This window comes from Anaeromyxobacter oryzae, from assembly GCF_023169945.1.
In the GTDB taxonomy this organism is placed as follows: Bacteria; Myxococcota; Myxococcia; order Myxococcales; family Anaeromyxobacteraceae; genus Anaeromyxobacter; species Anaeromyxobacter oryzae.
The window spans coordinates 4,462,629-4,485,882 of sequence record NZ_AP025591.1 but is presented as its reverse complement, the minus strand read 5'-3'; the positions used below and the strand labels follow the sequence as shown (position 1 = coordinate 4,485,882).

The window sequence follows — 23,254 nt, the reverse complement described above, 5'->3', positions numbered from 1 at the left end:
CTAGTTCCGCGGCTCGTCCTCGCCCCGCCGGAGGACCGTGAGCGGGTTCGTGTCCTCCGGCAGGTCGATCGCGTCGCGCCGCGCGGAGGCGTCGCCGCGGCGCGGGACGCCGTCGAGGTGGTACGCGATCGCCTCGTCGAGTTCGGAGTCCGCCGCGAGCAACGGCTGCACGACCATCCCCGTCGCGAACGCGAGCTCGTCGAGGACCCCGAGGTCGCCGGCGTCGGGGACGGCGACCTGGAGCGGCCCGCGGCGCGCCTCGGAGAGCCGCGCGAGCGGGAGGACGCGCCGCGAGCGGATGAGCTTCTGCGGGACGAGCGCCAGGACCTCGCGCGGCACCTCCCGATCGCGGAGATCCACGACGGGCACGCCGAGCTGCGCGCCGACGGCGTCGAGCACGGCGCGCTCCTTCATGAACCCGAGGCTCACGATCGAGCGGCCGATCCGTCCGCCCCACTGCCGCTGGTGCGCGAGGGCGCTCTCCAGCTGGACGGGATCGAGCGCCCCCCGGGCGACGAGCAGCTCACCGATGCGCACCCGTGCCATCGCGACCTCCCTGGACGTACCTCGCGCCATGCCTGTGCGAGTGACGTGCCGCCCATTCCGGCGGATGGCCCGGCGTGATCTCGCCGGGTTACGTCGCGGCACCTACATGTACGGTGTGACTCGCAGGGGGCGGCGCTGCAACGTCCCGGGTGAGGCGGGGGTCGAGTGCCCTACTTCTTCTTCGCCGCGGCCTTCTTCTTCCCCTCGGCGGGAGGGGGCGGCGACTCCGACGCCTGCAGGCGCGCGAGGCGCTCCTTCGCGCGCGCCGCGGCGGGGGTCTTCGGGAAGCGGTCGACGAGCTCCCGCAGGACGACCGGCGCGTCCTTCCGGAGGTCCTCGAGCTCGAGCATCGCGTTCCCCATCCCGAGCATCGAGTCCGGGAGGCGATCCGACTTCGGGGCGTGCTCGTAGACCCAGCCGTACGCGACGACCGCGTCGCGCCAGCGCTTCTGGGCGCTGAGCAGCTCGCCGGACCGGTACGCCGCCTCCGCAGCGTTCGGATCGTTCGGGAACCGCTTCACGTACTCGTCGTAGAGCGCGCGGGCGACGGCCGTGTCACCGTCCCCCTCGGTCTTCTGCGCCAGCTGGAAGAACGCCGCCTTGTCGTCCTGCTTCGGGAGGGTCTCGAGCTTCTCCTGCGCGAGCACCTCGTCGAGCGCGCCCTTCCCCTGCAGGCCCGCGAAGCGCTTGTCGGTCCTCGCGCGGTACGTGGCGATGCTCTTGTCGAGCTCGGAGAGGTCGTGCCGCGCGACCTCCTCCTCGCCCCGCAGCCGCGCGACCTCGTCCTGGAGGCGCGACAGCTGCACGCCGAGATCGGCGCCGCTCCGGCGCGCGGCCTGGTTCAGCTCGTCGATCTTCTGCTGGACCTCGACGATCTTCTTGTCGACCGCGGCGACACGCCCCTGGAGGACCTTCTGCTGCTCGTCGATGCGGCGTCCGTGATCGGACTGCGTCGACTCGATCCGGTCGAGGCGCGCCTCCATCTGGCGCCCCTGCTCCAGCGGAACCCAGCAGGCGGAGAGCGCCAGGACGAGCGCGGGCGCGGCGAGCGTGGTGGTGCGGAGCGTCATCGGTGACCTGGAACTCTACGCGATCATCGGCTGACCTGGAACTCTACGCGGCGGTTGCGGCTCCAGCACGCCTCGTTCGAGTCCGTGCAGAGGGGGTTCTCCTCGCCGTACCCGACGGTCTGCATGCTCGACTGGACCCCGAGATCGCCGAGGTACTTCTTCGCGGCCTCGGCGCGCTTCGCCGAGAGCGCCACGTTGTACTGCGCGGTGCCGCGCTCGTCCGCGTAGCCGTTCGCGGTGAGCGCCTTGGCAGGCGCGCGCTTCAGGCAGTCCGCGAACTTCTGGAGCGTCTGCTGCGACTGCGAGGTGATGGTGTACTTGTCGAAGTCGAAGCGGATCGTGAACGCGGACGGATCGGCGCACTCGGGCGGGACCGCGGCGGCGGCGCCGGCGCCGGCGGCCGGCGCCTCGGCCTGCTTCGCCACGCAGCGCTCCGCCACGCACTCCTGGCCGGCGGGGCAAGGCGTGTCCGGCCCGCACTGGGGCTTCGGCGCGCAGCGGTTCTCGCGGCACACGAAACCCTCGCGGCAGTCGGAGTCCTGGCCGCACTCCTGGCAGCGCCCCTCGACGCACACCTTCCCGACGCCCTCCTGGCTCGCGCAGTCCGCGCTGGACTTGCACTCGCCCTTCTTCACCTTGGGCGGACACCCCGCGAGCGCGAGAACGGCAGAGACGGACAGTGCGGCAAGCAGGACGCGACGCATGGGACCTCCGGGGATACACCGATACTTGGAGTGGGTCCTCGCTTATTTGCTCCATTCTGAACGGGTGTCAAAGGATTTCCTTCCCGCCTGACCATCCGGGATTAACATCCAGCGCATGCCCGTCACGGTGCTCGTCGTCGACGACGAGAGGAACATCCAGCTCACGCTCTCGCGCGCGCTCTCGATGGAAGGGTACGCGGTGGAGACGGCGAGCGGCGGACGCGAGGCGCTGGAGAAGATCTCCGCACGCCCCGTCGACGTGGTCGTGATGGACGTCCGGATGCCTGACCTGGATGGGTTATCCGTCCTCCAGCAGGCGCGCGAGACGCGGCCCGACCTGCCGGTCGTGATCATGTCCGGGCACGGCTCGATCGAGACCGTCCGGAGCGCGTTCAAGCTCGGGGCGTTCGACTACCTCGAGAAGCCCATCACGGAGAAGGAGAAGCTCCTCGTCGCCGTGAAGAACGCGCTCGCGCTGCAGAGCCTCCGCGCGGAGAACGCGGCGCTCCGCCGGGAGGCCGGCCTCTCCGAGATGGTCGGCGGCGGTCCGGCGATGCAGCGGCTGTTCGATCTCGTGCGGCGCGCCGCGCCTTCCGAGGGGCGGGTCCTCGTCACCGGCGAGAACGGCACGGGCAAGGAGCTCGTCGCGCGCGCGATCCACGAGAACTCGCGGCGCAAGGACGGGCCGTTCGTGAAGCTGAACTGCGCGGCGGTGCCGGCCGACCTGATCGAGAGCGAGCTGTTCGGGCACGAGCGCGGCGCGTTCACCGGCGCGGTCGCGGCGCGCAAGGGCAAGTTCGAGCTCGCCGACGGCGGGACGCTCTTCCTCGACGAAGTGGGCGACATGCCCGCCGCGATGCAGGCGAAGGTGCTCCGTGTCCTCCAGGAGGGCGAGTTCGAGCGCGTCGGCGGCGGGCAGACGCTGAAGTGCGACGTCCGCGTCGTCGCGGCGACGAACAAGGACCTGCAGGCGGAGGTGCAGGCGGGGCGCTTCCGCGAGGACCTGTACTACCGCCTCAACGTCGTCCCCATCCACGCGCCGCCGCTCCGCGAGCGGAAGGAGGACGTCCCGGAGCTCTCGACGCGCTTCCTCGCCGAGGCGTGCGAGCGGAACGGCCGCCGCCCGATGCGCCTCGCGCGCGACGCGGTCCTCGCGCTCCAGGCGCACGGCTGGCCGGGCAACGTCCGCGAGCTCCGCAACCTCGTCGAGCGGCTCGCGATCCTCTGCGACGGCCCGGAGATCTCCGCCGACGACGTCGCGACCGTGCTCCCCGACGCCCGCAAGCCCCGTGCGGATCGCTTCCGGGCGGGGGCGTCGTTCCACGAGCTGGTGGACGAGGCGGAGCGCGAGATCATCCTCGGCGCCCTCGACGCGCACGGCGACAACGTGTCGGACACCGCCCGCACCCTCGGCCTCGAGCGGAGCCACCTCTACAAGAAGATGCGGGGGCTCGGGATCAAGCGGGGTACGGGCGAGTAGGCCGACCGGGCGCGACCTCGAACCCGAGTCCCCCGTTCCGCACCCCTCCGTGTCGCTCCTGACACGTTCCGCGGAATCACCCCGCCGCCCGCGCGTTTCCCACTCGCGGAGCGCCTGGCACGCCCGCTGCTCTGGCGTCGTGGACGAATGCCTCCCCGCGACCGCCCCGCTGCCTTCCCCGTCGCCCTGCCTGGCGCTATGGTTCGAGCCCCCGTGGAAACCCCCCAGGACACCACCTTGCCTGCGCCCGCTCCCCCGCCCCTGGGGCCGGCGGGCGACCAGGCGGACGAGGAGCCCCGCGTGTCTCGTCGTCGCCTCTCGCCCCGCGCCCGCAAGGCCCTCCGCGCCACCGCGATCAGCGCGCTCGGCGCGCTGCTCCTCGGCGGGGGCGTCCTCTTCGCCTGGACCCGCGAGCTACCGGCCTTCGACGGGCTCAAGGACTACGAGCCGCTCGTCTCGACCCGCGTCTTCGGCAGCGACGGCAAGGAGGCCTTCCAGTTCGCGCGGGAGCGCCGGACGGTCGTCCCGATCCAGGAGATCCCGGACGTCCTCAAGAAGGCGGTCCTCGCCGCCGAGGACGCCCACTTCTACGAGCACGAGGGGCTCAACTACCTCGCCATCGGGCGCTGCGCCGTGAAGGGGCTCCTCGGCGGCGGCGTGAAGTGCGGCGGGTCCACCATCACGCAGCAGGTGGTGAAGACGTTCCTGCTCCAGAGCGAGTGGCGGGTGAAGCGGAAGGTGAAGGAGCTCGTCCTCGCGCCGCGCCTCGAGCAGAACCTCTCGAAGGACGAGATCCTCTACCTGTACCTGAACCAGATCTACCTCGGGCACCTCCGCTACGGCGTCGAGGAGGCGAGCCGGTTCTACTTCGCGAAGGGCGTGAAGCAGCTCACGCTCGGCGAGGCGGCGACGCTCGCGGGCGTCATCCAGTCGCCCATGCGCTGGTCGCCGGTGAACCACCCGACCGCGGCGAAGGAGCGGCAGCGATACGTCCTCCGCCGGATGATGGAGGAGGGCTTCATCTCGAAGAAGCAGGAGGAGGCCGAGCTGGCGCGGCCCATCGCCGTCTCGCCGCCCGAGGCGGAGCCGCCCGGCGTCTGGTACCAGGACGCGGTCCGCAAGTACCTCGTGGAGAAGTACGGCGAGGAGGCCGTCGAGACCGACGGGCTGCAGGTCGACGTCGCCATGGATCCGCTCCTGCAGCGCTACGCCGAGTCGGCGCTCGAGGCCGGGCTCCGCCAGGTCGACAAGCGCCAGGGCTGGCGCGGCCCTCTCCTCCACCTCGACAAGGATCGCCTCGCGGCGGCGCTGCCGCTCTGGCGGAAGCGGCTCGAGGCGGTCGAGCCGCGGCCCGGGCAGATCATCGTGTGGGACCTCGGGCGCGTGAACCCGGAGCAGATCGAGCCGGGCGAGGAGCAGGAGAAGGACGTGGCGCGGATGGCGCGCGCGAAGCCGCTCGAGACGGGCGAGGTGTACGCGGGCCTCGTCACCAGGGTGGACGAGAAGACCGCCACGGTGGACCTCGGCAACGCGCACGGGGAGATCCCGTTCGCCGACGTCGCCTGGGCGCGGAAGTGGAACCCGACCGTCGCGACCGCGGCCCCGAAGCGGATGGCGTCGGTCCTCTCGGCCGGCGACGTGGTGCTCGTGCGCGTGATGCCCGCGAAGGTCCCGGCGGAGCGCGCCGCCCGCGAGAACAGGGCGCTGGTCCTCTCGCTCGAGCAGACGCCCAAGGTCCAGGGCGCCCTCGTGGCCATCGATCCGGACACGCGCGGCGTCCGCGCGCTCGTCGGCGGCCTCGACTACCAGGCCTCGCAGTTCAACCGCGCGCTCCAGGCCAAGCGGCAGCCGGGCAGCGCGATGAAGCCGTTCGTCTGGGGCGCCGCGCTCGAGTCGCGCCGGTTCACCCCGGCGACCGTGGTCTACGACACGCCCGACCTCTACCGGGATCCGTGGACCGGCAAGGAGTGGAAGCCGCGGAACTTCGAGAAGGACCAGTTCGACGGCCCGATGCTCCTGGGCGCGGCGCTCGCGCACTCGAAGAACACGGTCTCGGTGAAGCTCGTCGACAGCCTCGGCGTCGACGCGGTGATCGCGTTCGCGCGGCGGATGGGGATCGCCTCCGACCTGCCGCGGAACCTCACGCTGGCGCTCGGGACGGGCGAGGTGTTCCCCATCGAGCTCGTGAACGCGTACGCGTCCATCGCGGCGCACGGCTTCACCACGCCGCCGCTCCTCGTCCTGCGCGTCCGCGACCGGTTCGGGAAGGTGCTCGAGGAGACCCGGCCTGCGCGGCCGCCCGCGATCGCGGCGGACGGCAGCGCCATCGTCCCGGCGAGCGGGACCGCCGTCGCAGCGCCGGGCCCCCAGGCCGCGGCGACGCCTCCAGCCCCGGACGGCGCCGCGCCGCCGCCCGCCGCCGATCCGGCCGCGCCGCCGTCGTTCTTGCTCCCCGAGAGCGGTACGCGCCCGGACGTCGCGTTCGTGCTGAGCGGCCTCATGCGCCAGGTGGTCGAGTCCGGCACCGGCGTGGCCGCGAAGGCGCTCGGCCGGCCCATCGCCGCGAAGACCGGCACGGCGCAGGACCACCGCGACGCCTGGTTCGTGGGCTTCACGCCCGAGCTCGTCACCGGCGTGTGGGTCGGCTTCGACGACAACTCGCCGATGGGTGCCCGCGAGACGGGCGCGGGCGCGGCCCTGCCGCCCTGGCTCGCGTTCATGCAGGCGGCGGTCGGCGCGCGCCCCGTGACGGAGTTCCAGCCGGTCGCGGGCGTCGAGTTCGCCCGCATCGATCCGGCGACCGGGCTCCTCGCGCCCGAGGGCCAGGCGGACGCGCCGTTCGTGCCGTTCCTCGCCCGGACGGCGCCCGCGCAGGCGGCGTCGACCTCGCCAGGGTCCGCGCCGCAGAACTTCTTCATGGACGATCGGTGAACGACTTGAGATGGAGGGAGGCTCGATGCGCCTCCTCGCTTTCGCCGTCGCCGTCCTCGCCACCGCGCCAGGCACGCGCGCTGCCGATCGCCCTTCGCCAGGCTCGGGGCGAGCGGACGGAGCCGCGTCCACCCGCGCGGCCGCCCAGCCGCCGGCGCTGACCGCCGCCGCCGAGGGGCTCGCGGACGGCATCGGCCCGCCCGCCGAGGGCCGCCGCGCCCTCGCCCTCGCGGTGGAGGCGCGCGTCCCCGCCCTCGCCGCTCCCGTCGAGGCCGCGGTCGAGGCGGCGCTCGCGCGGCGCGGGTACGCGGTCACGCCGCTCCGCGGTGCCGCCGACGCCGAGCTGGCCGCGCGCTCCGGCGGCCAGGACTGGCTCCTCCGCGTGCAGGCCGGGCTCGTCCCGGGCCGGCGCGAGCTGGCGCTCGTCGGCGAGCTCGTGCCGGCGTGGGCTTCCTTCTTCCTGCAACGCCGGCCCGGCGCGCGCGCGATCCCGCCGCGGGTGGTGCAGGCCCGCGCGCCCGCCGATCCCGAGACGCTCCTCCTCGGCCGCGAGGGCCGCCCGCCCGGCGCGCCGTTCGCGGCGGTCCGGCGGCTCGCGCGCGTCGAGGGGCGCGTCCTCGCCCTCGCGATCGGCGAGGTTCCCGAGGCCGGCGGCGTGGTGATCGCCGTTGCGACGCCGGACGCGGACCTCGTGCTCTCCGCGACGGGCGCGCCGGTGGCGGCCCGCGCGCTCGACGCCGCCGCGGCGCGGCCGGTCCGCGACCCGGCCGCGGCGATCGCGGTCGGCGCGTTCGGCGGGGGGCGGATCGCCGTGCAACACGCCGGCGCTCCGCAGGGCGACGTGCTCGCGGTGCGCGGCGGCCGCCTCGAGCCCGCGGGCACGATCTCGACGCCGCCCCTCTGCGCGGCGGAGGGCGCGCGCCTCTTCGGCGCGTTCGCGCCCGGGACGGGCGTCCTGCTCGACGTGCTCTCGCCCTTCTCGGATCCGGAGGCGCGCCCGCGGTCGTCCCGCCTCCTCTACGGCGTCGCCGCCGCGCCGCGCGGCGGTCCCCTCGCCTTCGCCGCGCTCGGCCAGGACCTGCGGCTCGAGCTGCTCGGCCAGGACCTCGGTCCCGCGGGCGCACCGCTCGACGGCGTCGGCGCGGGGTTCGCGCTCGCCGACCTCGACGGCGACGGCACCGCGGAGGTGATCGCCTCCGCGCCCTCCGTCGCCGGCCCGGATCGCGTGCGGATCCTCGCGCCGCGCGCCGAGGCGCCGCTCCTGCTCGAGTCGCCGCCCGTCGACGGCGTCATCCTCGCCGGCGCCGCGGGCGACCTCACCGGAGACGGCGTGGACGACGCGGTGCTCGCCGCCGTCGTCACGGCGCCGGGCGGCAAGGTGGCGACCGACCTCTGGATCGTCACCACCGATCCCAGGGAGGCGCCATGAGCTCGCCGGCTCGCCGGCTCGCGGCGGCCGCCGCGGCCGCCCTCCTCGCCGCGCCCGCGCTCGCGGGCGTCCGGCCCGCGTACGGCGGGACGGTGCGGATGTCCCTGCCCGCCGTCCCGCGCGTCCTCGATCCGGCCCGCGCCTGGGAGCCGGCGGACCTCGCGGCGGTCCGCGCGCTGCACGCGCCGCTCCTCGACGTGGGCCCCGACGGGAGGCTCGCGCCGGGGCTGCTCGCCGAGGTTCCGCTGCCCGAGGCGGGCGCCCGCGCGTTCCGGCTCCGGCTCGCGCCCGGGCTGCGCTTCTCCGACGGGACGCCGATCACGGCCGCCGACGTGGGCGCGAGCCTCGCGCGGCTGCTCGCGCGCGAGCCGCCGTCGCCGCACGCCTGGGTGGCGCTGCCGATCCTCGGCGCGGACGCGGTGCTCGAGGGCCGGGCGCCGGTGATGGCGGGGCTGCAGGTGCTCTCGGAGCGCGAGCTGCTCGTCACCCTCGCCTTCCCGCTGCCGGAGTTCCCGTGGGCGCTCGCGACGCTGCCCGCCTCGGTGGTCTCGCCGCGGGGCGCGGGCGCCGGCCCGTTCGTGCTCGTGACGCAGGACGCGCGGCAGGCGCGGCTCGCGCCGAACCCGAACGCCCGGCGCGGGCGGCCGTTCGCGGACGCGCTCGTGCTCTCGGGCGCCGACGCCCGCGGCGCGGCGCGCGCGCTCGGCGCGGGCGACGTGGACCTCGTCCTCCGCCCCGAGCCCGCGGGCGGCGTCGCGGCGGGCGCGACCCCGGCGCTGCTCGCGACGGTCGCCGCCGTGAACGGCCCCCGCCTCGGGGCCGGCGCGCCTGCGGTCCGGCGCGCCCTGGCGCGCGTGGACCGCGGCGAGCTCGCGCGGCTGTTCGCGCGCGGCCCGGCGGCGCCGCTCGAGACGGTCGTCCCGCCGGCGCTGATCGCCGGGCAGCGGGCGCCGGAGCCCGACGGAGGCGGCGGTCCGCCGCCCGCGCGCGTCGTCCTGCTCGTGTCGGCGGGCGTGCCCGATCAGCGCGCGCTGGCGGAGCGGCTCCAGGTGAAGCTGTTCGATCGCGGCGTCCGGGCGAGCGTGGAGGAGGAGCCGGCCGCGCGGTTCGCCGCGCGCGTGGCGGCCGAGGACTACGACGTCGCGCTCGTGCCCGTGCCGGTGCTCGCGCTCGCCCCGGCGCTCGCGGCGGGCGAGATCGCGCTCGCCGTCCGCGGCCCGGCTGCGGCGCGGCGCGCGATGGCCGACCTCGCCGGCGCGCCGCCGGAGAGCCTGCGCGACCGGCTCGCCGGGCTCGCCCGCGCCCTCGACGTGGTCCCGCTCGTCGCGACCGGGCTCCGCGCGAGCGCGGCGCCGGCGCTCCAGGGCGTCGCCCCGCGGCCCGACGGCGGCGTCGACCCCGGCGACCTGTGGCTCCTCGGAGGCGGCCGATGACGCTCCGCACGAAGCTCGCCGTCGCGTTCGCGCTGTTCGCGGCGGTGCCGCTCGCCGCCGCCCTCGTGCCGGTCTCGCGCGCGCTCGCCCGAGCCCTGGCGTCGGAGCACGCCGCCCGCCTCGACGGCGCCGCCGCCGCGCTCCAGGGCGAGCTCGACCGGCTCGGCGACGACGCCGCGGCCGCCGTCCGGGATCTCGCCCGCGCGCCGGAGCTGGAGGCCTTCGCCCGCGAGCGCGACGCGGGACTGCTCCCGCCCGCCGAGGCGGCCGGACGCGCCGGCGAGTGGATGACCTCGCGCGGCCTCGACGTCCTCGCCCTCGTGGACGCCGACGGGCGGGTCGTGTCGTCGGGCCACCTCCCCGGCCGCGCCGGGGACGTCGACCCCGAGCTGGGCGGGCTGCTCGCGACGGCGCCGGCGGGCCGCGCCGTCCCGCGGCTGGTCTCGCGCGCCGGCCCGGAGGGCGTCGCGCCGGTCCTCGCCGTCGTCGCCTGGACGCCGGCCCCCGCCGCGCCCGCGCTCCGGGTCGTGGGCGGGCTCGCGCTGGGAGCCGAGCGCGCCGAGCGCCTCGCGGCGCTCACCGGCGGCGAGGTCGCGATCCGCGGCGCGGACGGCGCGGTGCTCGCCGAGGCCGGCGCGCCCGGCGCGGAGGGATCGCGCCTGTGGCGGCGGCTGGCGCGCGTCTTCGGGGGCCTCGGCGCGGCGCGCCGGACGTTCCCGGTCGGTCCGCCGGAGGCACCGATCGCCCGGGTGGACGTGTCGGTCGCGTCGGAGGGGCTCGTCCGGGCGGGCGCGACGGTGGTGCTCGCGTTCCTCGCCGCGCTCGGCCTCGGGACGGCCGCCGCCGCCGCGGTCGGCACCCTGCTCGCCGCGCGCGTCACGCGGCCCCTCGAGGCGCTCCGCGCCGGCGCGGCGCGCGTCGCGGGCGGCGACCTCGGCGCCCACGTCGAGGTCCGCGCGGCGGGCGAGGTCGGGGAGCTCGTCCGGGCGTTCAACGCGATGACCCAGGACCTCGTCGCCGGGCGCGCGAAGCTCGCGCAGGCGGAGCGGATCGCCGCGTGGCGCGAGGTGGCGCGGCGCCTGGCGCACGAGATCAAGAACCCGCTCACGCCCATCGCGATGAGCGTCGAGACCCTCCGCGACGCGCACGCGAAGGGACGCGCCGACTTCCCGGAGATCTTCGACGAGGGCACGCAGGCGATCGGCGAGGAGGTTCGGCGCCTCAAGCGGATCGTGGACGAGTTCAGCCGGTTCGCGCGCCTCCCCGCCCCGGAGAAGGAGCCCGTCGCGGCGGAGGATCTCGTCGCCGCCGTGCTCGCGCTCTTCCCCGCGCCGCCGCCCGGCGTCGAGGTCCGCCGCGAGATCGCGCCGGGCCTCCCCGCCGTCCTCGCGGACCGCGACCAGGTGCTCCAGGTCCTCCTGAACCTCGTCCGGAACGCGCTCGACGCGATGCCCGCCGGCGGCACGCTCCGCCTCGCCGCCCGGCGCGCCGGGGACGCGGTCGCGTTCGAGGTGGCGGACTCCGGTGCCGGGGTCCCGGCGGAGGACCTCGACCGCGTGTTCGAGCCCTACTTCACGACGAAGGAAGGGGGGACCGGCCTCGGGCTCGCCATCGCGCGGCGGATCGCGGAGGAGCACGGCGGAGCGCTCGAGGTGGCATCCAGGGAGGGAGAGGGTGCGACGTTCACGCTGACGTTGCCGGTCGCGGCGGGCGCGGGGGTGGCGGCCAAGGCGTGAGAACGGGCGCCCTCCTCGTGGCCGTGACCGTACCCGCCTTCTCCGTGCCCGGGACTCGCGTCCCGCGACCGGTGGCCCTGGACCGATCCCCTGACTGACCCCGACGCGGTCAGCCGACCCCGAGTGCGACTGCGCGGCGACGTCGAGGTCGACCGCGAATGGAGCGCGAACGGGAACGGGAACGGGGTCGCGAACGGGAGCGGGAGCGAACGCGAACGGGAGCGGGAACGGGGTCGCGAACGGGGGCGGGAACGGGGACGCGAACGGGGGCGGGAGCGAACGCGAACGATCGCGAGCAGGACGCGACTATGACGCGAACGGAGCGCGAGCGCCTGGAGTAGTTCCCCCTCTCCCCCCGCAGTGTGGGGGGAGAGGGTCGGGGTGAGGGGGGCCGCTTGCCTCACTCGCACGTTTCGCTCTCAGTCATAGCCTGCGCGCGGCGAGGAGCCGCCGTCACGCAGGCCGGCACCCAGTGACGTTCGTCGTTTCACGCGTGCGGTTCGAGCCTCTGACGAAAGGCGAGTCGGATGGCGAGCGGCAGGCGGCCCCCCTCACCCCACCCCTCTCCCCCCGCTGCGCTTCGCTTCGCGGGGGGAGAGGGAGGAATCCTCTCGCCGACGGCGATCGCACCCCGACCCCGATCCCGCCCGCCCCCGATCCCGCCCGCCACCGACCCCGGCGCCGCCCCCGATCCCGACCCCGACGCCGCCCTCGATCCCGACCCCGATCCCGCCCGCCCCCGCCCCCGATCCCGACCCACGACCCCGCCCCCGATCCCGCCCGCCCCCGATCCCTCCCGCCCCGGAAAACGAGACCGGGCGCGCCCCAGAGGGCGCGCCCGGCCGAAACGTCCCGCTCAGCTGGAAGGCCGTTACCGCACCGGCGTCGCCTTCAGCGCCGCCTTGCCTTCCTTCACATAGACCTGGAACCGCACCGTCCGGCACGCGTACTTCGCGACCAGGGTCGCCTTGTTCGACTCGAGCTTCGCGCGGAACCGCTCGAAGGTCAGCCCCTCCGCGGGCTCGCCGCACTCGGTGCGGACGCGGAGGAAGTCCTGGAAGACGTCCCGCCAGTGCTGCTCCTCGCCGCCGGCCTCGGCGGGCGGGGCGGCGCGGGCCGCGGCCTGGAGCAGCGCCGGGGCGGCCGCGACCGGCGCGGGCGTGGGAACCGCGCGGGCCGGCGCGGGGACGGGAGCGGCCTCGAACGCGCCGCCTCCGAGCGTGGGGCCGGTGGCCGCCGGCGCCGGCGCGGGATCGGCCGCGGGCGCCGCGCGCGGGCGGACCGGGAACTCGAACGCGGGCGGGTCGGGCGTCAGGGCGGGCTTCTCGCCCCCGGCGAAGAACTCCTGCGTGAGGGAGGGCGCGGGCGCGCGGGCGGCCGCTGCCGCGGCGTCGAGCGCCTGGTTCATCGCCGCGGACACCGTGCCGAGCTGGCCGGCGAGCACGGGCGCGCGGGCGTTGAGATCGCCGCGGCGGATCTTGTCGGCGGCCGCGAGCAGGTCGGGCGGCACCGGTGCGGCGACCTCGGCGGGCCGGACGAGCAGCCCGAACAGGAAGCCGATCACCACCAGCGCGAGGGCGCCGGCGAGGAGCGTCCACTGCACGTCGAGGAAGGGCGCGAGGACCGCGGCCGTGGGAGCCGCCGCGACCGCGGTGCCGCCCGCCAGCCCCGGCACGGGGAAGGTGAGCGCCCGGTTCGCCGGCGCGCCGGAGAGGAACAGGAGGCTGGGCTTCTGGATGCGGAACCCGAGCACGTTCACGAACGCGGGGGCGAGGCGTCCGACGTCCCTCGCCGCGCCGGCGCGGGACGCGACCGCGACGAGCGCCGCGACGTCGCGGGCGCCCGCCGAGATCGGCTTCACGTCGGGCGCGACCACGACGAGCTCGGCGCCCGCCCCGGCCATCGCGGCGCGCAGCCACTCGGCGTCGACCGGCTGGAGCAGGACGAGCCCCGCGCCCTCGCCGGCCGGGACGGCGGCCGCATACCAGAGCTTCTCGGACCAGCGGATCCAGCCGCGCCGGGTCTCGCCGCCGACGGCGGCGCCGAGGGCGTCCACGAGCTCCTTCTCGCCGGCGCCCGCGTCCTGCGCCTTGCGCGCGTAGGCCTCGCGGCTCGCTGCGACGATCGTCGTGCCGTCGGAGACCGCGAACCCGGCCGCCTGCTCGGCGGCGGCGCGCGCGGCGTGGGCGGCGGCCTGGATCGCGGCCTCCTCGGCGGCGGGATCGGCCGCGGGGGGCGGGGTCCTGCGGCCGCGGGGCGACGGGGCCTCCTTGGCGTGGAGGAGCTCGACGAGCTTCGGGTCGCGCGCGGCGAGGGCGGCGACCGACGCGGTCTCGTTCGAGAGCGCGCGGACCGCGAGCGTGAGCTGCGCCGAGGCCGCCTCGAGGCGCGCATCCAGCGCGCGCGTGGCGACGCCTCGCTCGGCGACGGCCGTGAACCACACCGCCGCAACCGCTGCGGCGCCCACGAGCAGCACGAAGAGCCAGACCTTGAGCCGGTTCATCGTCCGCCCTTATAGGCGGGGACCGAGGGGGTGTCAAACGAGCGGCAGAGCGAGCAGGCGCACGTTCATCCGCGGAAAGAGGGAGGAATTCCCCGCTTTCGCCCAAGGTGAGATTTCACTTCGGGTCCCAGATCCCGGCGGCTGCGCGAGCGACGCGATCGCGGACGCGGGCGAGCCCCGCGGCGAAGGCATCCGGCGGCGCGAGGAGCGACACGACCAGGTGCCCGGCGCGCTCGAAGTCGTAGAAGAAGCCGGGCTGCACCGCCACGCCGTCGTCGAGCAGCGCCAGGCAGAGCCCCTCCTCGTCGATGGTCTCGCCGATCCTGAGGACCGCGCTCCAGCCGCCCGCCGACGGGAGCGCGTCGAACGGGGCGCCAGACGCCGCCGCGGCCAGCGCCGCCCGGTTCGCCGCGAGCCGCGCGCGGAGCGGCCCGAGGAACCGCTCCCGGTCCGCGAGGAGGCGGGGCAGCGCGAGCTGCGCGGGGCCGGAGATCGACAGGTAGGCGTCCGCGATCACCTCGAGCCGCTCCAGCGCGGCCGCGACGGGCGCTTCCGGACCGCCGGCGGCGATCCACGCCGCCTTCACCTGCGGGAGCCCGCACACCTTCGACAGGCCGGACAGGTGGAACGCGAGCGCGCGCGAGGCGCCGAGCACGCCCGCGGGCGGGACCAGGGCGGTGTCCGCGAACACCTCGTCGCCGACGAGCGCGAGGTCGCGCGCGGCACACAGGCGGTCGATCGCCTCCCGCTCGGCGGCGCCGAGCACCGCGCCGGTGGGGTTCGACGGCGACACGACCACGACCGCGCGCGTGCTCGCCGTCACCGCGGCCTCGAGCGCGGGGACGTCCAGGTGCCACGCGCCGTCGTAGCGGAGCGGGTACCGGACGAGCCGGACCGACTCGAGGTCGGCGAGCAGGTCGAGGAGCGGATAGCTCGGGGCCGGCACGAGGACCTCGTCGCCGGGGTCGCAGAGGAGCTTCAGCAGGAGCGCGTACCCCTCGCTCGTGGACGCCGTGAGCACGATCCGCCCCGGGTCGACGGCGTGGCCGCGCGCGGCGAGGTACGCCGCGACCGCCTCCCGCGCCGCGGGCAGCCCCCGCGGCTCGGGGTCGTAGGCCGCGATCCGCGGGTCCGAGAGCGCCGCCCCGAGCGCATCCGCAGGCCAGGCGAGCCCGGCCCGGGTCGGATTGGACTCGGCGAGATCGAGGAGCGGCCGCCCCGCGCTACGCGCCGCGTCGAGCCGGGCCGCGAGCCGGTTGCCCGCGAGGTTCCAGCCGGTTCGGCGCGAGAGCATCACCCGGGCATCGTAGCGCCGCTCGCCCCCGCGCGGTCGCCGGGCGGGAGATGTCACGTTCGCCTGCTTCTCGACTCATCAATCGACCGACCCTACATTCACGGGGTCCGCGCATCGAGGGGCTCTCTCCGGAGTGGACGGGGCCTCGACCTCCTCTCCCCGGAGACCACCGATGAAGAGACTCATCACCCTGCTCCTCGTCGCCGCGCCGTTCCTCGCGACCGCCGACGAGGGCATGTGGACGTACGACAACTTCCCGTCGAGCCGGGTCGCGAAGAAGTACGGCTTCACGCCGACGCCCGCGTGGCTCGAGCAGGCCCGCCTCGCCTCCGCGCGCCTCGCCGGCGGGTGCTCGGCGAGCTTCGTCTCCGAGGACGGCCTCGTGATGACGAACCACCACTGCGCGCACGAGTGCATCGAGCAGCTCTCGACCGCGCAGAAGGACTTCGTGAAGGACGGCTTCTACGCGAAGACCGGCGCGGACGAGGTGAAGTGCCCCGAGATCGAGGTGAACCAGCTCCTCGCGATCACGGACGTCACCGCCCGGATCCAGAAGGCCACCGCCGGCGCGGAGGGCGCCCGGTTCACGGCCGCGTTCCAGGCGGAGAAGGCGGCGCTCGAGCGGGAGTGCCAGACCGACGCGTCGCTCCGGTGCGAGGTCGTGACGCTGTACCACGGCGGCGAGTACGGCCTGTACCGCTACCGCCGCTTCCAGGACGTCCGCCTCGTGTTCGCGCCCGAGTTCGCCATCGCGTTCTTCGGCGGCGACCCGGACAACTTCATGTTCCCGCGGTACGACCTCGACGTCTCCTTCCTCCGCGTCTACGACGGCGGGAAGCCCGCCAAGACGCCGAACCACTTCCGCTGGTCCCCGGCGGGAGCGAAGGCGGGCGAGCTCACGTTCGTGTCCGGCCACCCGGGCCGGACGGACCGCCTGCTCACCATCGCCCAGCTGAAGGAGCTCCGGGACTTCTCGATGCCGGACATCCTGCAGCGGCTCGCGGAGGAGCGCGGGCTCATCAGCGGCTTCCAGCTCCTCGGACCCGAGCAGAAGCGCGTCTCGACGGCGCGGCTGTTCTACACGGAGAACAGCGTGAAGGCCCGCCGCGGAATGTTCGACGCGCTCCGCGATCCGGCGTTCTTCGGGCAGAAGGTGAAGGAGGAGGAGGCGCTCCGCGCCCGGATCTCGAAGGATCCGGCGAAGGCCCGGCGGTACCTCCCCGCGTTCGACGCCATCGCGAAGGCCCAGGCGCGGTACGAGCAGATCCGCCGCCCGTACACGTGGCTCGAGGCCCTGGGCGGTCGCCCGCGGATCGGCGGCGACCTCTTCTGGATCGCGCGCCACCTGGTGCGCGGCGGCGAAGAGCGGGCGAAGCCCGACGGTGAGCGGCTCAGCGACTACCACCAGTCGGCGCTGCCTGCGCTCGAGCAGGAGCTCTTCAGCGCGGCGCCCGTCAACCTCGACTTCGAGAAGCTCCGGCTCGCCTTCTGGCTCACCAAGGTCCGCGAGCTCCTCGGGGCCGATCACCCCGCGGTGAAGAAGCTCCTCGGGAAGGAGTCTCCCGACGAGATCGCGCAGCACGTGGTGGACGGGACGCAGCTCAGGGACGTCGCGGCCCGCCGGAAGCTCTGGGACGGCGGCGCCGCGGCGATCGCGGCCAGCGCCGATCCGATGGTCGCGCTCGCGCGCCTTTCCGACGCCGACGCGCGGGCGATCCGGAAGGTCTACGAGGACGAGGTCGAGGCGGTCGAGAAGAAGAACCAGGGGCTCATCGCCGAGGCCCGCTTCGCGGCGTACGGCCGCTCGACGTACCCCGACGCGACGTTCACGCTCCGGCTCTCGTACGGTCAGGTGAAGGGCTGGCGCGAGGGCGACCGCGAGATCGCGCCGTTCACGACCTTCGCCGGCGGGTACGAGCGCGCGACCGGGCGCGACCCGTTCGCGCTCCCGCCCTCCTGGATCACGGCCAGGGACCACGTCGAGCTCGCGACGCCGTTCGATTTCGTGACGACGAACGACATCATCGGCGGCAACTCCGGGTCGCCCGTGTTCGACAAGGACCTCCAGATCGTCGGCCTCGTCTTCGACGGGAACATCCTGTCGCTGGGCGGAGACTACGGGTTCGACGAGGCCGTGAACCGCACCGTCGCGGTGGACTCGCGCGCGCTCATCGAGGCGCTCTCGAAGATCTACGGCGCGACGCGGATCGTCGACGAGCTCCGCGGTGCGCCGTCGGGCGCACCGGGCCGCGCCGCGGCCGCCACGGGCGCGCAGTAGCGGGCGCCCGTCCCCACCGCCCCTCCCCTGCCGGTGCCGGCGGGGGAGGGGCTTCGCTTTTCCGCTCGGGCCCGCGCGGGGCGGCGGCTTATATCGCACGCATGGAGAACCCGACCGTCGCCCGCGCGACCCGCGCCTCCGGCCTCGACGCCTTCTTCGGCCTCACCGCCCGCGGGACCACCGCCCGGCGCGAGGTCCTCGCGGGCGCCACCACGTTCGTCACGATGGCGTACATCGTCTTCGTGAACCCCGCGATCCTCGGCGGCCCGAAGGACGTGACGGGCGCCCAGCTCTCGCACGCGGCGATCCTCACCTCGACCGCGCTCGTCGCCGCGGTCATGACCGTGGCGATGGGGCTCCTCGCGAACCTCCCCCTCGCGCTCGCGGCGGGGATGGGCCTGAACTCGGTCGTCGCATTCCAGCTCGTCGCGGCGCGCGGCCTCACCTGGCCGCAGGCCATGGGCGTCATCGTCGCCGAGGGCCTCGCGATCACGACGCTCGTCGCGACCGGGCTCCGGCAGGCCGTCGTCCGCGCCGTGCCGATGGCCATGAAGCGCGCCATCGGGATCGGCATCGGGCTGTTCCTCGGGATCATCGGGTTCGTGGACGCGGGGTTCGTGTCGCGCAGCCCCGCCGATCCGGTCCCGGTGGCGCTCGGGACCGCCGGTCACCTCCGCGGCTTCCCGGCGCTGCTCTTCGTGGCCACGCTCCTCCTCACCGCGTGGCTCCTCGCCCGGAACGTCCGCGGCGCGCTCCTCATCGGCATCGGCGCGTCGACCGTCGTCGCGGTCGTTGCGAAGGCGCTCCTCGGGAGCGCGGCCGGGTTCAAGCCGTTCGAGGTGGTCCTGCCGTCGTCGCCGGTCGCCCTCCCCGACTTCGGCCAGCTGGGCAAGTTCAGCTTCTCCTTCTTCGGCGCGATGGGCCCCGCGGCGGCGATCCTGGTGGTCTTCTCCCTCATGCTCTCCGACTTCTTCGACACGGTGGGGACCGTCGTCGCGGTCGGGCAGGAGGCGAAGTACCTCGACGCGCAGGGCAACTTCCCGCGACCGGGGACGGTGCTGCTCATCGACTCGCTCGCCGCGGTCGCGGGCGGCGCGGCGGGCGCGAGCTCCGCGACGACCTACGTCGAGAGCGCGTCCGGCGCCGCCGCGGGCGGGCGCACCGGGCTCACGTCGGTCGTGACCGGGCTCCTGTTCGCCCTCTGCCTGTTCATCTCGCCGCTCGCGGCGGTGGTCCCGCCGCAGGCGACCGGGGCGGTGCTCGTGCTCGTGGGATTCCTGATGATGCGCGAGGTCGGCTCGCTCCCCTGGGACGACTTCACCGAGGCGATCCCGGCGTTCCTGACGCTCACCGTGATGCCGTTCACGTACTCGATCACGAACGGCATCGGGGCGGGGTTCGTCACCTTCGTCGTGCTGAAGCTCGCCACGGGGCGGACGCGCGAGGTCCACCCGCTCATGGCGGGGGCCGCCGTCGCGTTCGTCGTGTACTTCGCGCTGGCGTGACCCGGCGCGGGATCCCCCCGCTACGCGTCCCGCGGCACCGCGATCATCCGCTCGAGCGCGCGGCGCGCCCCGGCGGCGACGTCGAGCTCGACCTGCACCTCGTGCTTCCCGCGGACGAGCGCGTCCCGGACCATGACGAGGTCGATCATCTTCATGTACGGACAGTGCATCCGGCACCCGATGCAGCCGTCGGCCACGATGAACTCCCTGTCGGGCCAGCGCTTCTTCATCTGGTAGACGATGCCGTGCTCCGTCGCGACGATGAAGGTGTGCGCCTGCGGGTGGCGCTCGACCGCGGTGAGCATCGCCGTCGTCGAGCACACCTCGTCGGCGATCTCCACGACGTCGGCGCGGCACTCGGGATGCGCGATGACGACGGCCTCGGGCTTCGCGGCCTTGACGCGGTTCACGCTCGCGGCGCGGAGGACGTCGTGCACGGGGCAGCAACCGTCGTACACCACGACCTCCTTCTCCGGGACCTTCGCCGCCACCCACTTCCCGAGGTTCTTGTCGGGCGTGAAGAGGATCTTCTTCTGGGGCAGCGACCGCACCACCGACGCGGCGTTCGCGCTCGTGCAGCAGATGTCCGACAGCGCCTTCACCTCCGCGGTGGAGTTCACGTACGTCACGACGGCGTGCTCGGGGTACCGCGCCTTCCAGTCCTCGAGGGACTCGGCCGTGATCGAGTCCGCGAGGGAGCAGCCGGCGGACAGGTTCGGCAGGAGGACCCGCTTCTCCGGGGCGAGCACCTTGGCCGACTCCGCCATGAAGTGGACGCCACAGAACACGATGGTCGCCTGCGGGACCTTCTTGCCTATGATGGCGAGCTGCAGCGAGTCGCCGACGTGGTCGGCGATCTTCTGGACCTCGGGCAGCTGGTAGTTGTGGGCGAGGATGACCGCGTCCTTCTCCCGGGCCAGGGCGCGGATCTCCTCCTCGAGGGAGGCGACGTCCGCGGCGGCGAGATCGCTGCCGGAGGCGGGGTTCGCGACGGGATCGTGGATGGGCACGACGGGGAGGCTCATGCTTTCACCCGGGCGCCGCGCGCGGGCTTGATGTCGCCCGTGCCGGCGGGAAAGAGGCGCCAGAACTCCCGCCGCACGAGGCCGACGAGCGTCGCCGACTTGGAGAAGCCGTGGTAACGGGCCACGGCGTCGAGCATGGCCGCGTCCTCGTCGGTGGCCGAGAAGCTGCGCACCTTCGCGGCGCGCCCGTTCCCGCTGGTCTTTTTCATGACGATTTATATAACTCTTGAGTAGGCGAAGATCCTAGCCGCCCCGACGCGCCGGCGCAACCCCGCCGGCGCCCTTGCGCGGGGGCCCGCGCCGGGCGAGCCTCCCCCGCGTGGACCTGGTCGTCACCACCCCGCTGCACCCCGCCCCCGACGAGGCGCAGGCGGCCATCGCGGCGGCCGGGCGCTACGGGCTCCCGTTCGTCGCGCGCGAGCGGCGCCCCCTCTCGCGCGTGGTCGCCGCCGCGGGCGCCGACGCGGCCCTCGTCCTCTCGTCCACGAAGGCGGTGCTGGTCGCCGGCGGCGCCGAGCACGCCTGGTCGCCGGGCATGGGCGCGCTCCGGATGAAGCGGGTCCTCGCCCGGCGGGCGGGGAGCCGGGCGGACGCGACGACGCACGACCCGTTCGCCGAGGCCGCCGGCATCGAGCCGGGGGATGCCGTGCTCGACTGCACCGCGGGGCTCGGCGCGGACGCGCTCGTCGCCGCCGCCGCCGCCGGACCGCGCGGGCGGGTCGTCGGCCTCGAGTCCTCGCGCGCCCTCGCCGCCTGGACCGGCGAGGGGATGCGGCGCCTCCCGCTCGAGCCCGCTCGGCGCGTCGAGGTCCAGCACGCGGATCACCTCGCGTTCCTCTCGGCCGCGGCGCCGGCGAGCTTCGACGTCGTCGTCTTCGACCCGATGTTCCGCCACGCCCGCGCCGAGCCCGGCGGGTTCGACGTGGTCCGGCGTCTCGCGGACGCGCGGCCGCTCGCGCCGGAGGCGCTCGACGCCGCGCGGCGGGTGGCCCGCCGGTGGGTCGTCGTGAAGGACGGCGCGCCGGGCTGGGACCTCGCGCGCCTCGGCCTCGTGCCGCTGCCGAGCGCGCGCGGCGCGCACCGGTACTACGCGCGCGTGCCCGCGCTCGGGCGCTGAGGGCGCCGCGGTTCCCCCGACGCGAGCGGCGCTCCTCGCCGCCCCGGGCCCCTGTATGATGATCGGCGCCCGTCGCATGCCCGTCCCGTGCCCGCCACCCGACGCCGTCGTCCACCGCCGGGCGCTGCTCGCGCTCGCGCTGTGGAGCGCCGCCGCCGCACTCCCCGTCGCCGAAGGCTATGCGCGCGCGGCGGACGCGCCGGGGCTCCTCTCGGCGACGTTCGTCCGGGTCGCGGCCGGAGCGCAGGTCCTCGCCGCGTGCATCGCGGTGGCGCTCGTGCTGTTGCCGCTCACGCTCGCGGCCGCGGCGCGCGCCGCGCTGCGGGTCGCCGCGCCGGTCGCGTTCGCGTCGCTCCACCTCGCGCTGCAGGTCGATCGGAAGGTGTACGCGCTGTTCCACTTCCACGTGAACCGGATGGTCGTCGACCTGCTGCTGACGCCGGGCGGGCTCGCCTCGCTGGAGCTCACGCGCAAGGACGTGACCCTCGCGGCCGCCGCGTGCGCCGCCGCGCTCGGCCTGGCGGCCGCCGCGCACGCCGCGCTCCTCCGGCGCGCGGCCCGCCGCCCGCACGACGGGGCCGAGCGGATCGCGTGGCGTCGCGCGCTCGCTGCAACCCTCGCGCTCCTCGTCGCGGACCGCGGCGTGTACGCCGCCGCCGACGTCGCCGCCCGCTCGGACGTCGCGCGCGCGGCCACCGCGGTGCCCGCCTACGGCCCGCTCCCCGTCCGGCAGCTCTGGCGCGTCCTGACCGGCGCGGGCGGCGCGCACCACCCGCTCGACCTGCTCGATCGTTCGCGCCCGGGGGTCGGTGAGCCGCGCTATCCGCTCGCGCCTCTCCGGTTCCGGGCGGGCGCGCCCACGCCGCCAATCGTTTGGATCGTGCTCGAGAGCTGGCGCGCCGACGCCCTCGACGACGAGACCACGCCGGTGATCGCGCGCTTCGCGCGGGAGTCGACGTGGTTCCGCCGGCACGCGAGCGGCGGCAACAGCACCGGTTTCGGCGTCTTCAGCATGTTCTACGGGATTCACGGCGTGTATCTCGACGCGTTCGCCGCCGCCCGGCAGCCGCCAGCGCTCCTCGCAGCGCTCCGCGCGCGCGGCTACGCGTTCGGGGTGTTCTCGTCCGCGGTCCTGACCTACCCCGCCCTGCGGTCGACGGTGTTCGCCGAGGTGCCCGGCTCCATCGCCGACGCCTTCGAGGGCGACGGCGCCATGCGCGATCGCGCCGCTGCGGCCGCCGCCATCGCGTTCGCCCGTGAGCGAGCGAGCGGGACCGCGCCCTTCCTCCTCGCGCTCTTCCTCGACTCGAGCCACGCCCCCTACGCGTTCCCGCCAGGAGACGCGCCGTTCGCCCCATACGCGCCCAACCTCGCGGTCGCGGAGATGGGCTCGACGGCCCCGGTGCTCATGAGGAACCGCTACCGCAACGCGCTCCGGTACGAGGATCGGCTCGTCGGCGAGGTGCTCGCCGCGCTCGGCCCCCGCGCTGGAGAAGCGATCGTGGTCATCACGGGCGATCACGGGGAGGCCTTCGGCGAGGGCGGGCACTGGTTCCACAACTCCGGCTTCGGGGAGGAACAGTGGCACGTGCCGCTCGTCCTGCGGATCCCGGGCCGCGGCCCCGGCGTTCGCGACGACCTCACCCGGCACGTGGACCTCGCGCCCACGCTGGTCGAGGTCCTCGGAGGTGAGGACCCGGCCGCGGATCGCGCCCTCGGGCGGTCGCTGCTCGAGCCGCCGGAGCACGGCCGGCACGCCGTCGTCTGCGGCTGGGCGGCGTGCGCCATCATCGAGGACGACGACACCACGACCGTGTTCGCGAACGGCATCGACGAGTCGACCCGGCTCACGGCTCACGGACCGCGCTACGAGCCGCGGGACCCGAGCGCCGCGCCGAGGCTGCTGATGGGCATCCTCGACGAGATGCGACGGTTCGTGCGGTGAGAGGCTCGCTTTCGTAGGCTCGCGCGGCGGTCGCGTGCCCGCGCTCCGGCGCTGACGCGGCCACGCGGCGCCCGCTCGCCCGCGGCCGGGCGGAGCTCCCCCTCCGCCGCGCTCCCGCCGCGGGGGTCGGCGGCGATCAACGCCAAGCTCCTGCAGGACCGCGAGTACCTCGCCTTGCTCGACCGCGCGAAGGACCTCTGGGTCGAGGGGTCGCTGAAGGACATCCTCGTGCAGATGCCGGAGTAGCGGAGGGCGGGC

16 protein-coding genes are annotated in these 23,254 nt (G+C 75.1%); 9 read left to right on the top strand and 7 right to left on the bottom strand.

Annotated features, from left to right (window positions below; all coding sequences use genetic code 11):
- The 3 genes from AMOR_RS19665 to AMOR_RS19655 form a co-directional block, all read right to left on the bottom strand.
- Positions 1-546 carry a GspE/PulE/PilB domain-containing protein gene (locus tag AMOR_RS19665; protein ID WP_248353430.1) on the bottom strand — a complete coding sequence of 182 codons (546 nt, stop codon included), beginning with the start codon at positions 544-546 and terminating at the stop codon, positions 1-3.
- A gap of 170 nt (positions 547-716) precedes the next feature.
- Positions 717-1,616 (bottom strand): tetratricopeptide repeat protein, encoded by a 900-nt coding sequence (locus AMOR_RS19660; protein WP_248353429.1) that lies wholly within the window; start codon positions 1,614-1,616, stop codon positions 717-719.
- Between the two features lie 23 nt (positions 1,617-1,639).
- Entirely contained in the window at positions 1,640-2,320 is a 681-nt protein-coding gene (locus AMOR_RS19655) for an OmpA family protein (RefSeq protein WP_248353428.1), read from the bottom strand.
- A gap of 115 nt (positions 2,321-2,435) precedes the next feature.
- Here AMOR_RS19655 and AMOR_RS19650 point away from each other — a divergent pair, with 115 nt between their 5' ends.
- The 5 genes from AMOR_RS19650 (at position 2,436) to AMOR_RS19630 (ending at position 11,329) form a co-directional block, all read left to right on the top strand.
- Entirely contained in the window at positions 2,436-3,800 is a 1,365-nt protein-coding gene (locus tag AMOR_RS19650) for a sigma-54-dependent transcriptional regulator (protein ID WP_248353427.1), read from the top strand.
- 300 nt (positions 3,801-4,100) lie between these two features.
- A complete protein-coding gene (locus AMOR_RS19645) occupies positions 4,101-6,731 on the top strand; it encodes a penicillin-binding protein 1A (protein WP_318653817.1) in 2,631 nt (876 codons plus the stop codon).
- Positions 6,732-6,756: 25 nt separating this feature from the next.
- Positions 6,757-8,160: a VCBS repeat-containing protein gene (locus tag AMOR_RS19640; RefSeq protein ID WP_248353425.1), complete on the top strand. Its 1,404-nt coding sequence runs from the start codon at positions 6,757-6,759 to the stop codon at positions 8,158-8,160.
- Entirely contained in the window at positions 8,157-9,593 is a 1,437-nt protein-coding gene (locus AMOR_RS19635; RefSeq protein ID WP_248353424.1) for an ABC transporter substrate-binding protein, read from the top strand. Before AMOR_RS19640 ends, AMOR_RS19635 begins: the two co-directional genes overlap by 4 nt.
- Positions 9,590-11,329 carry a sensor histidine kinase gene (locus AMOR_RS19630; RefSeq protein ID WP_248353423.1) on the top strand — a complete coding sequence of 580 codons (1,740 nt, stop codon included), beginning with the start codon at positions 9,590-9,592 and terminating at the stop codon, positions 11,327-11,329. Before AMOR_RS19635 ends, AMOR_RS19630 begins: the two co-directional genes overlap by 4 nt.
- 871 nt (positions 11,330-12,200) lie before the next feature.
- On the opposite strand, the gene AMOR_RS19625 is transcribed toward AMOR_RS19630, so the two are convergent.
- Both AMOR_RS19625 and AMOR_RS19620 read right to left on the bottom strand, forming a co-directional pair.
- Positions 12,201-13,832 (bottom strand): MXAN_5187 family protein, encoded by a 1,632-nt coding sequence (locus tag AMOR_RS19625; RefSeq protein ID WP_248353422.1) that lies wholly within the window; start codon positions 13,830-13,832, stop codon positions 12,201-12,203.
- Between the two features lie 115 nt (positions 13,833-13,947).
- Positions 13,948-15,126: a pyridoxal phosphate-dependent aminotransferase gene (locus AMOR_RS19620; protein WP_248353421.1), complete on the bottom strand. Its 1,179-nt coding sequence runs from the start codon at positions 15,124-15,126 to the stop codon at positions 13,948-13,950.
- Between the two features lie 172 nt (positions 15,127-15,298).
- On the opposite strand from AMOR_RS19620, the gene AMOR_RS19615 reads away from it, so the two are divergent.
- Together AMOR_RS19615 and AMOR_RS19610 are read left to right on the top strand one after the other, a co-directional pair.
- Positions 15,299-17,404, top strand: a complete 2,106-nt coding sequence (locus AMOR_RS19615) for a S46 family peptidase (protein WP_248353420.1) — start codon at positions 15,299-15,301, stop codon at positions 17,402-17,404.
- A gap of 101 nt (positions 17,405-17,505) precedes the next feature.
- Positions 17,506-18,909: an NCS2 family permease gene (locus AMOR_RS19610; protein ID WP_248353419.1), complete on the top strand. Its 1,404-nt coding sequence runs from the start codon at positions 17,506-17,508 to the stop codon at positions 18,907-18,909.
- Between the two features lie 20 nt (positions 18,910-18,929).
- On the opposite strand, the gene nadA is transcribed toward AMOR_RS19610, so the two are convergent.
- Together nadA and AMOR_RS19600 are read right to left on the bottom strand one after the other, a co-directional pair.
- Positions 18,930-19,934, bottom strand: a complete 1,005-nt coding sequence (gene nadA, locus AMOR_RS19605; protein ID WP_248353417.1) for a quinolinate synthase NadA — start codon at positions 19,932-19,934, stop codon at positions 18,930-18,932.
- On the bottom strand, positions 19,931-20,143 hold the full coding sequence (locus tag AMOR_RS19600) for a hypothetical protein (RefSeq protein WP_248353415.1): 213 nt from the start codon (positions 20,141-20,143) through the stop codon (positions 19,931-19,933). Before AMOR_RS19600 ends, nadA begins: the two co-directional genes overlap by 4 nt.
- Positions 20,144-20,253: 110 nt before the next feature.
- Between AMOR_RS19600 and AMOR_RS19595 the strand changes: the two genes are divergently transcribed.
- Both AMOR_RS19595 and AMOR_RS19590 read left to right on the top strand, forming a co-directional pair.
- On the top strand, positions 20,254-21,051 hold the full coding sequence (locus AMOR_RS19595; RefSeq protein ID WP_248353413.1) for a class I SAM-dependent methyltransferase: 798 nt from the start codon (positions 20,254-20,256) through the stop codon (positions 21,049-21,051).
- A gap of 76 nt (positions 21,052-21,127) precedes the next feature.
- Positions 21,128-22,996 carry a sulfatase-like hydrolase/transferase gene (locus tag AMOR_RS19590; RefSeq protein ID WP_248353412.1) on the top strand — a complete coding sequence of 623 codons (1,869 nt, stop codon included), beginning with the start codon at positions 21,128-21,130 and terminating at the stop codon, positions 22,994-22,996.
- Positions 22,997-23,254 lie beyond the last annotated feature (258 nt).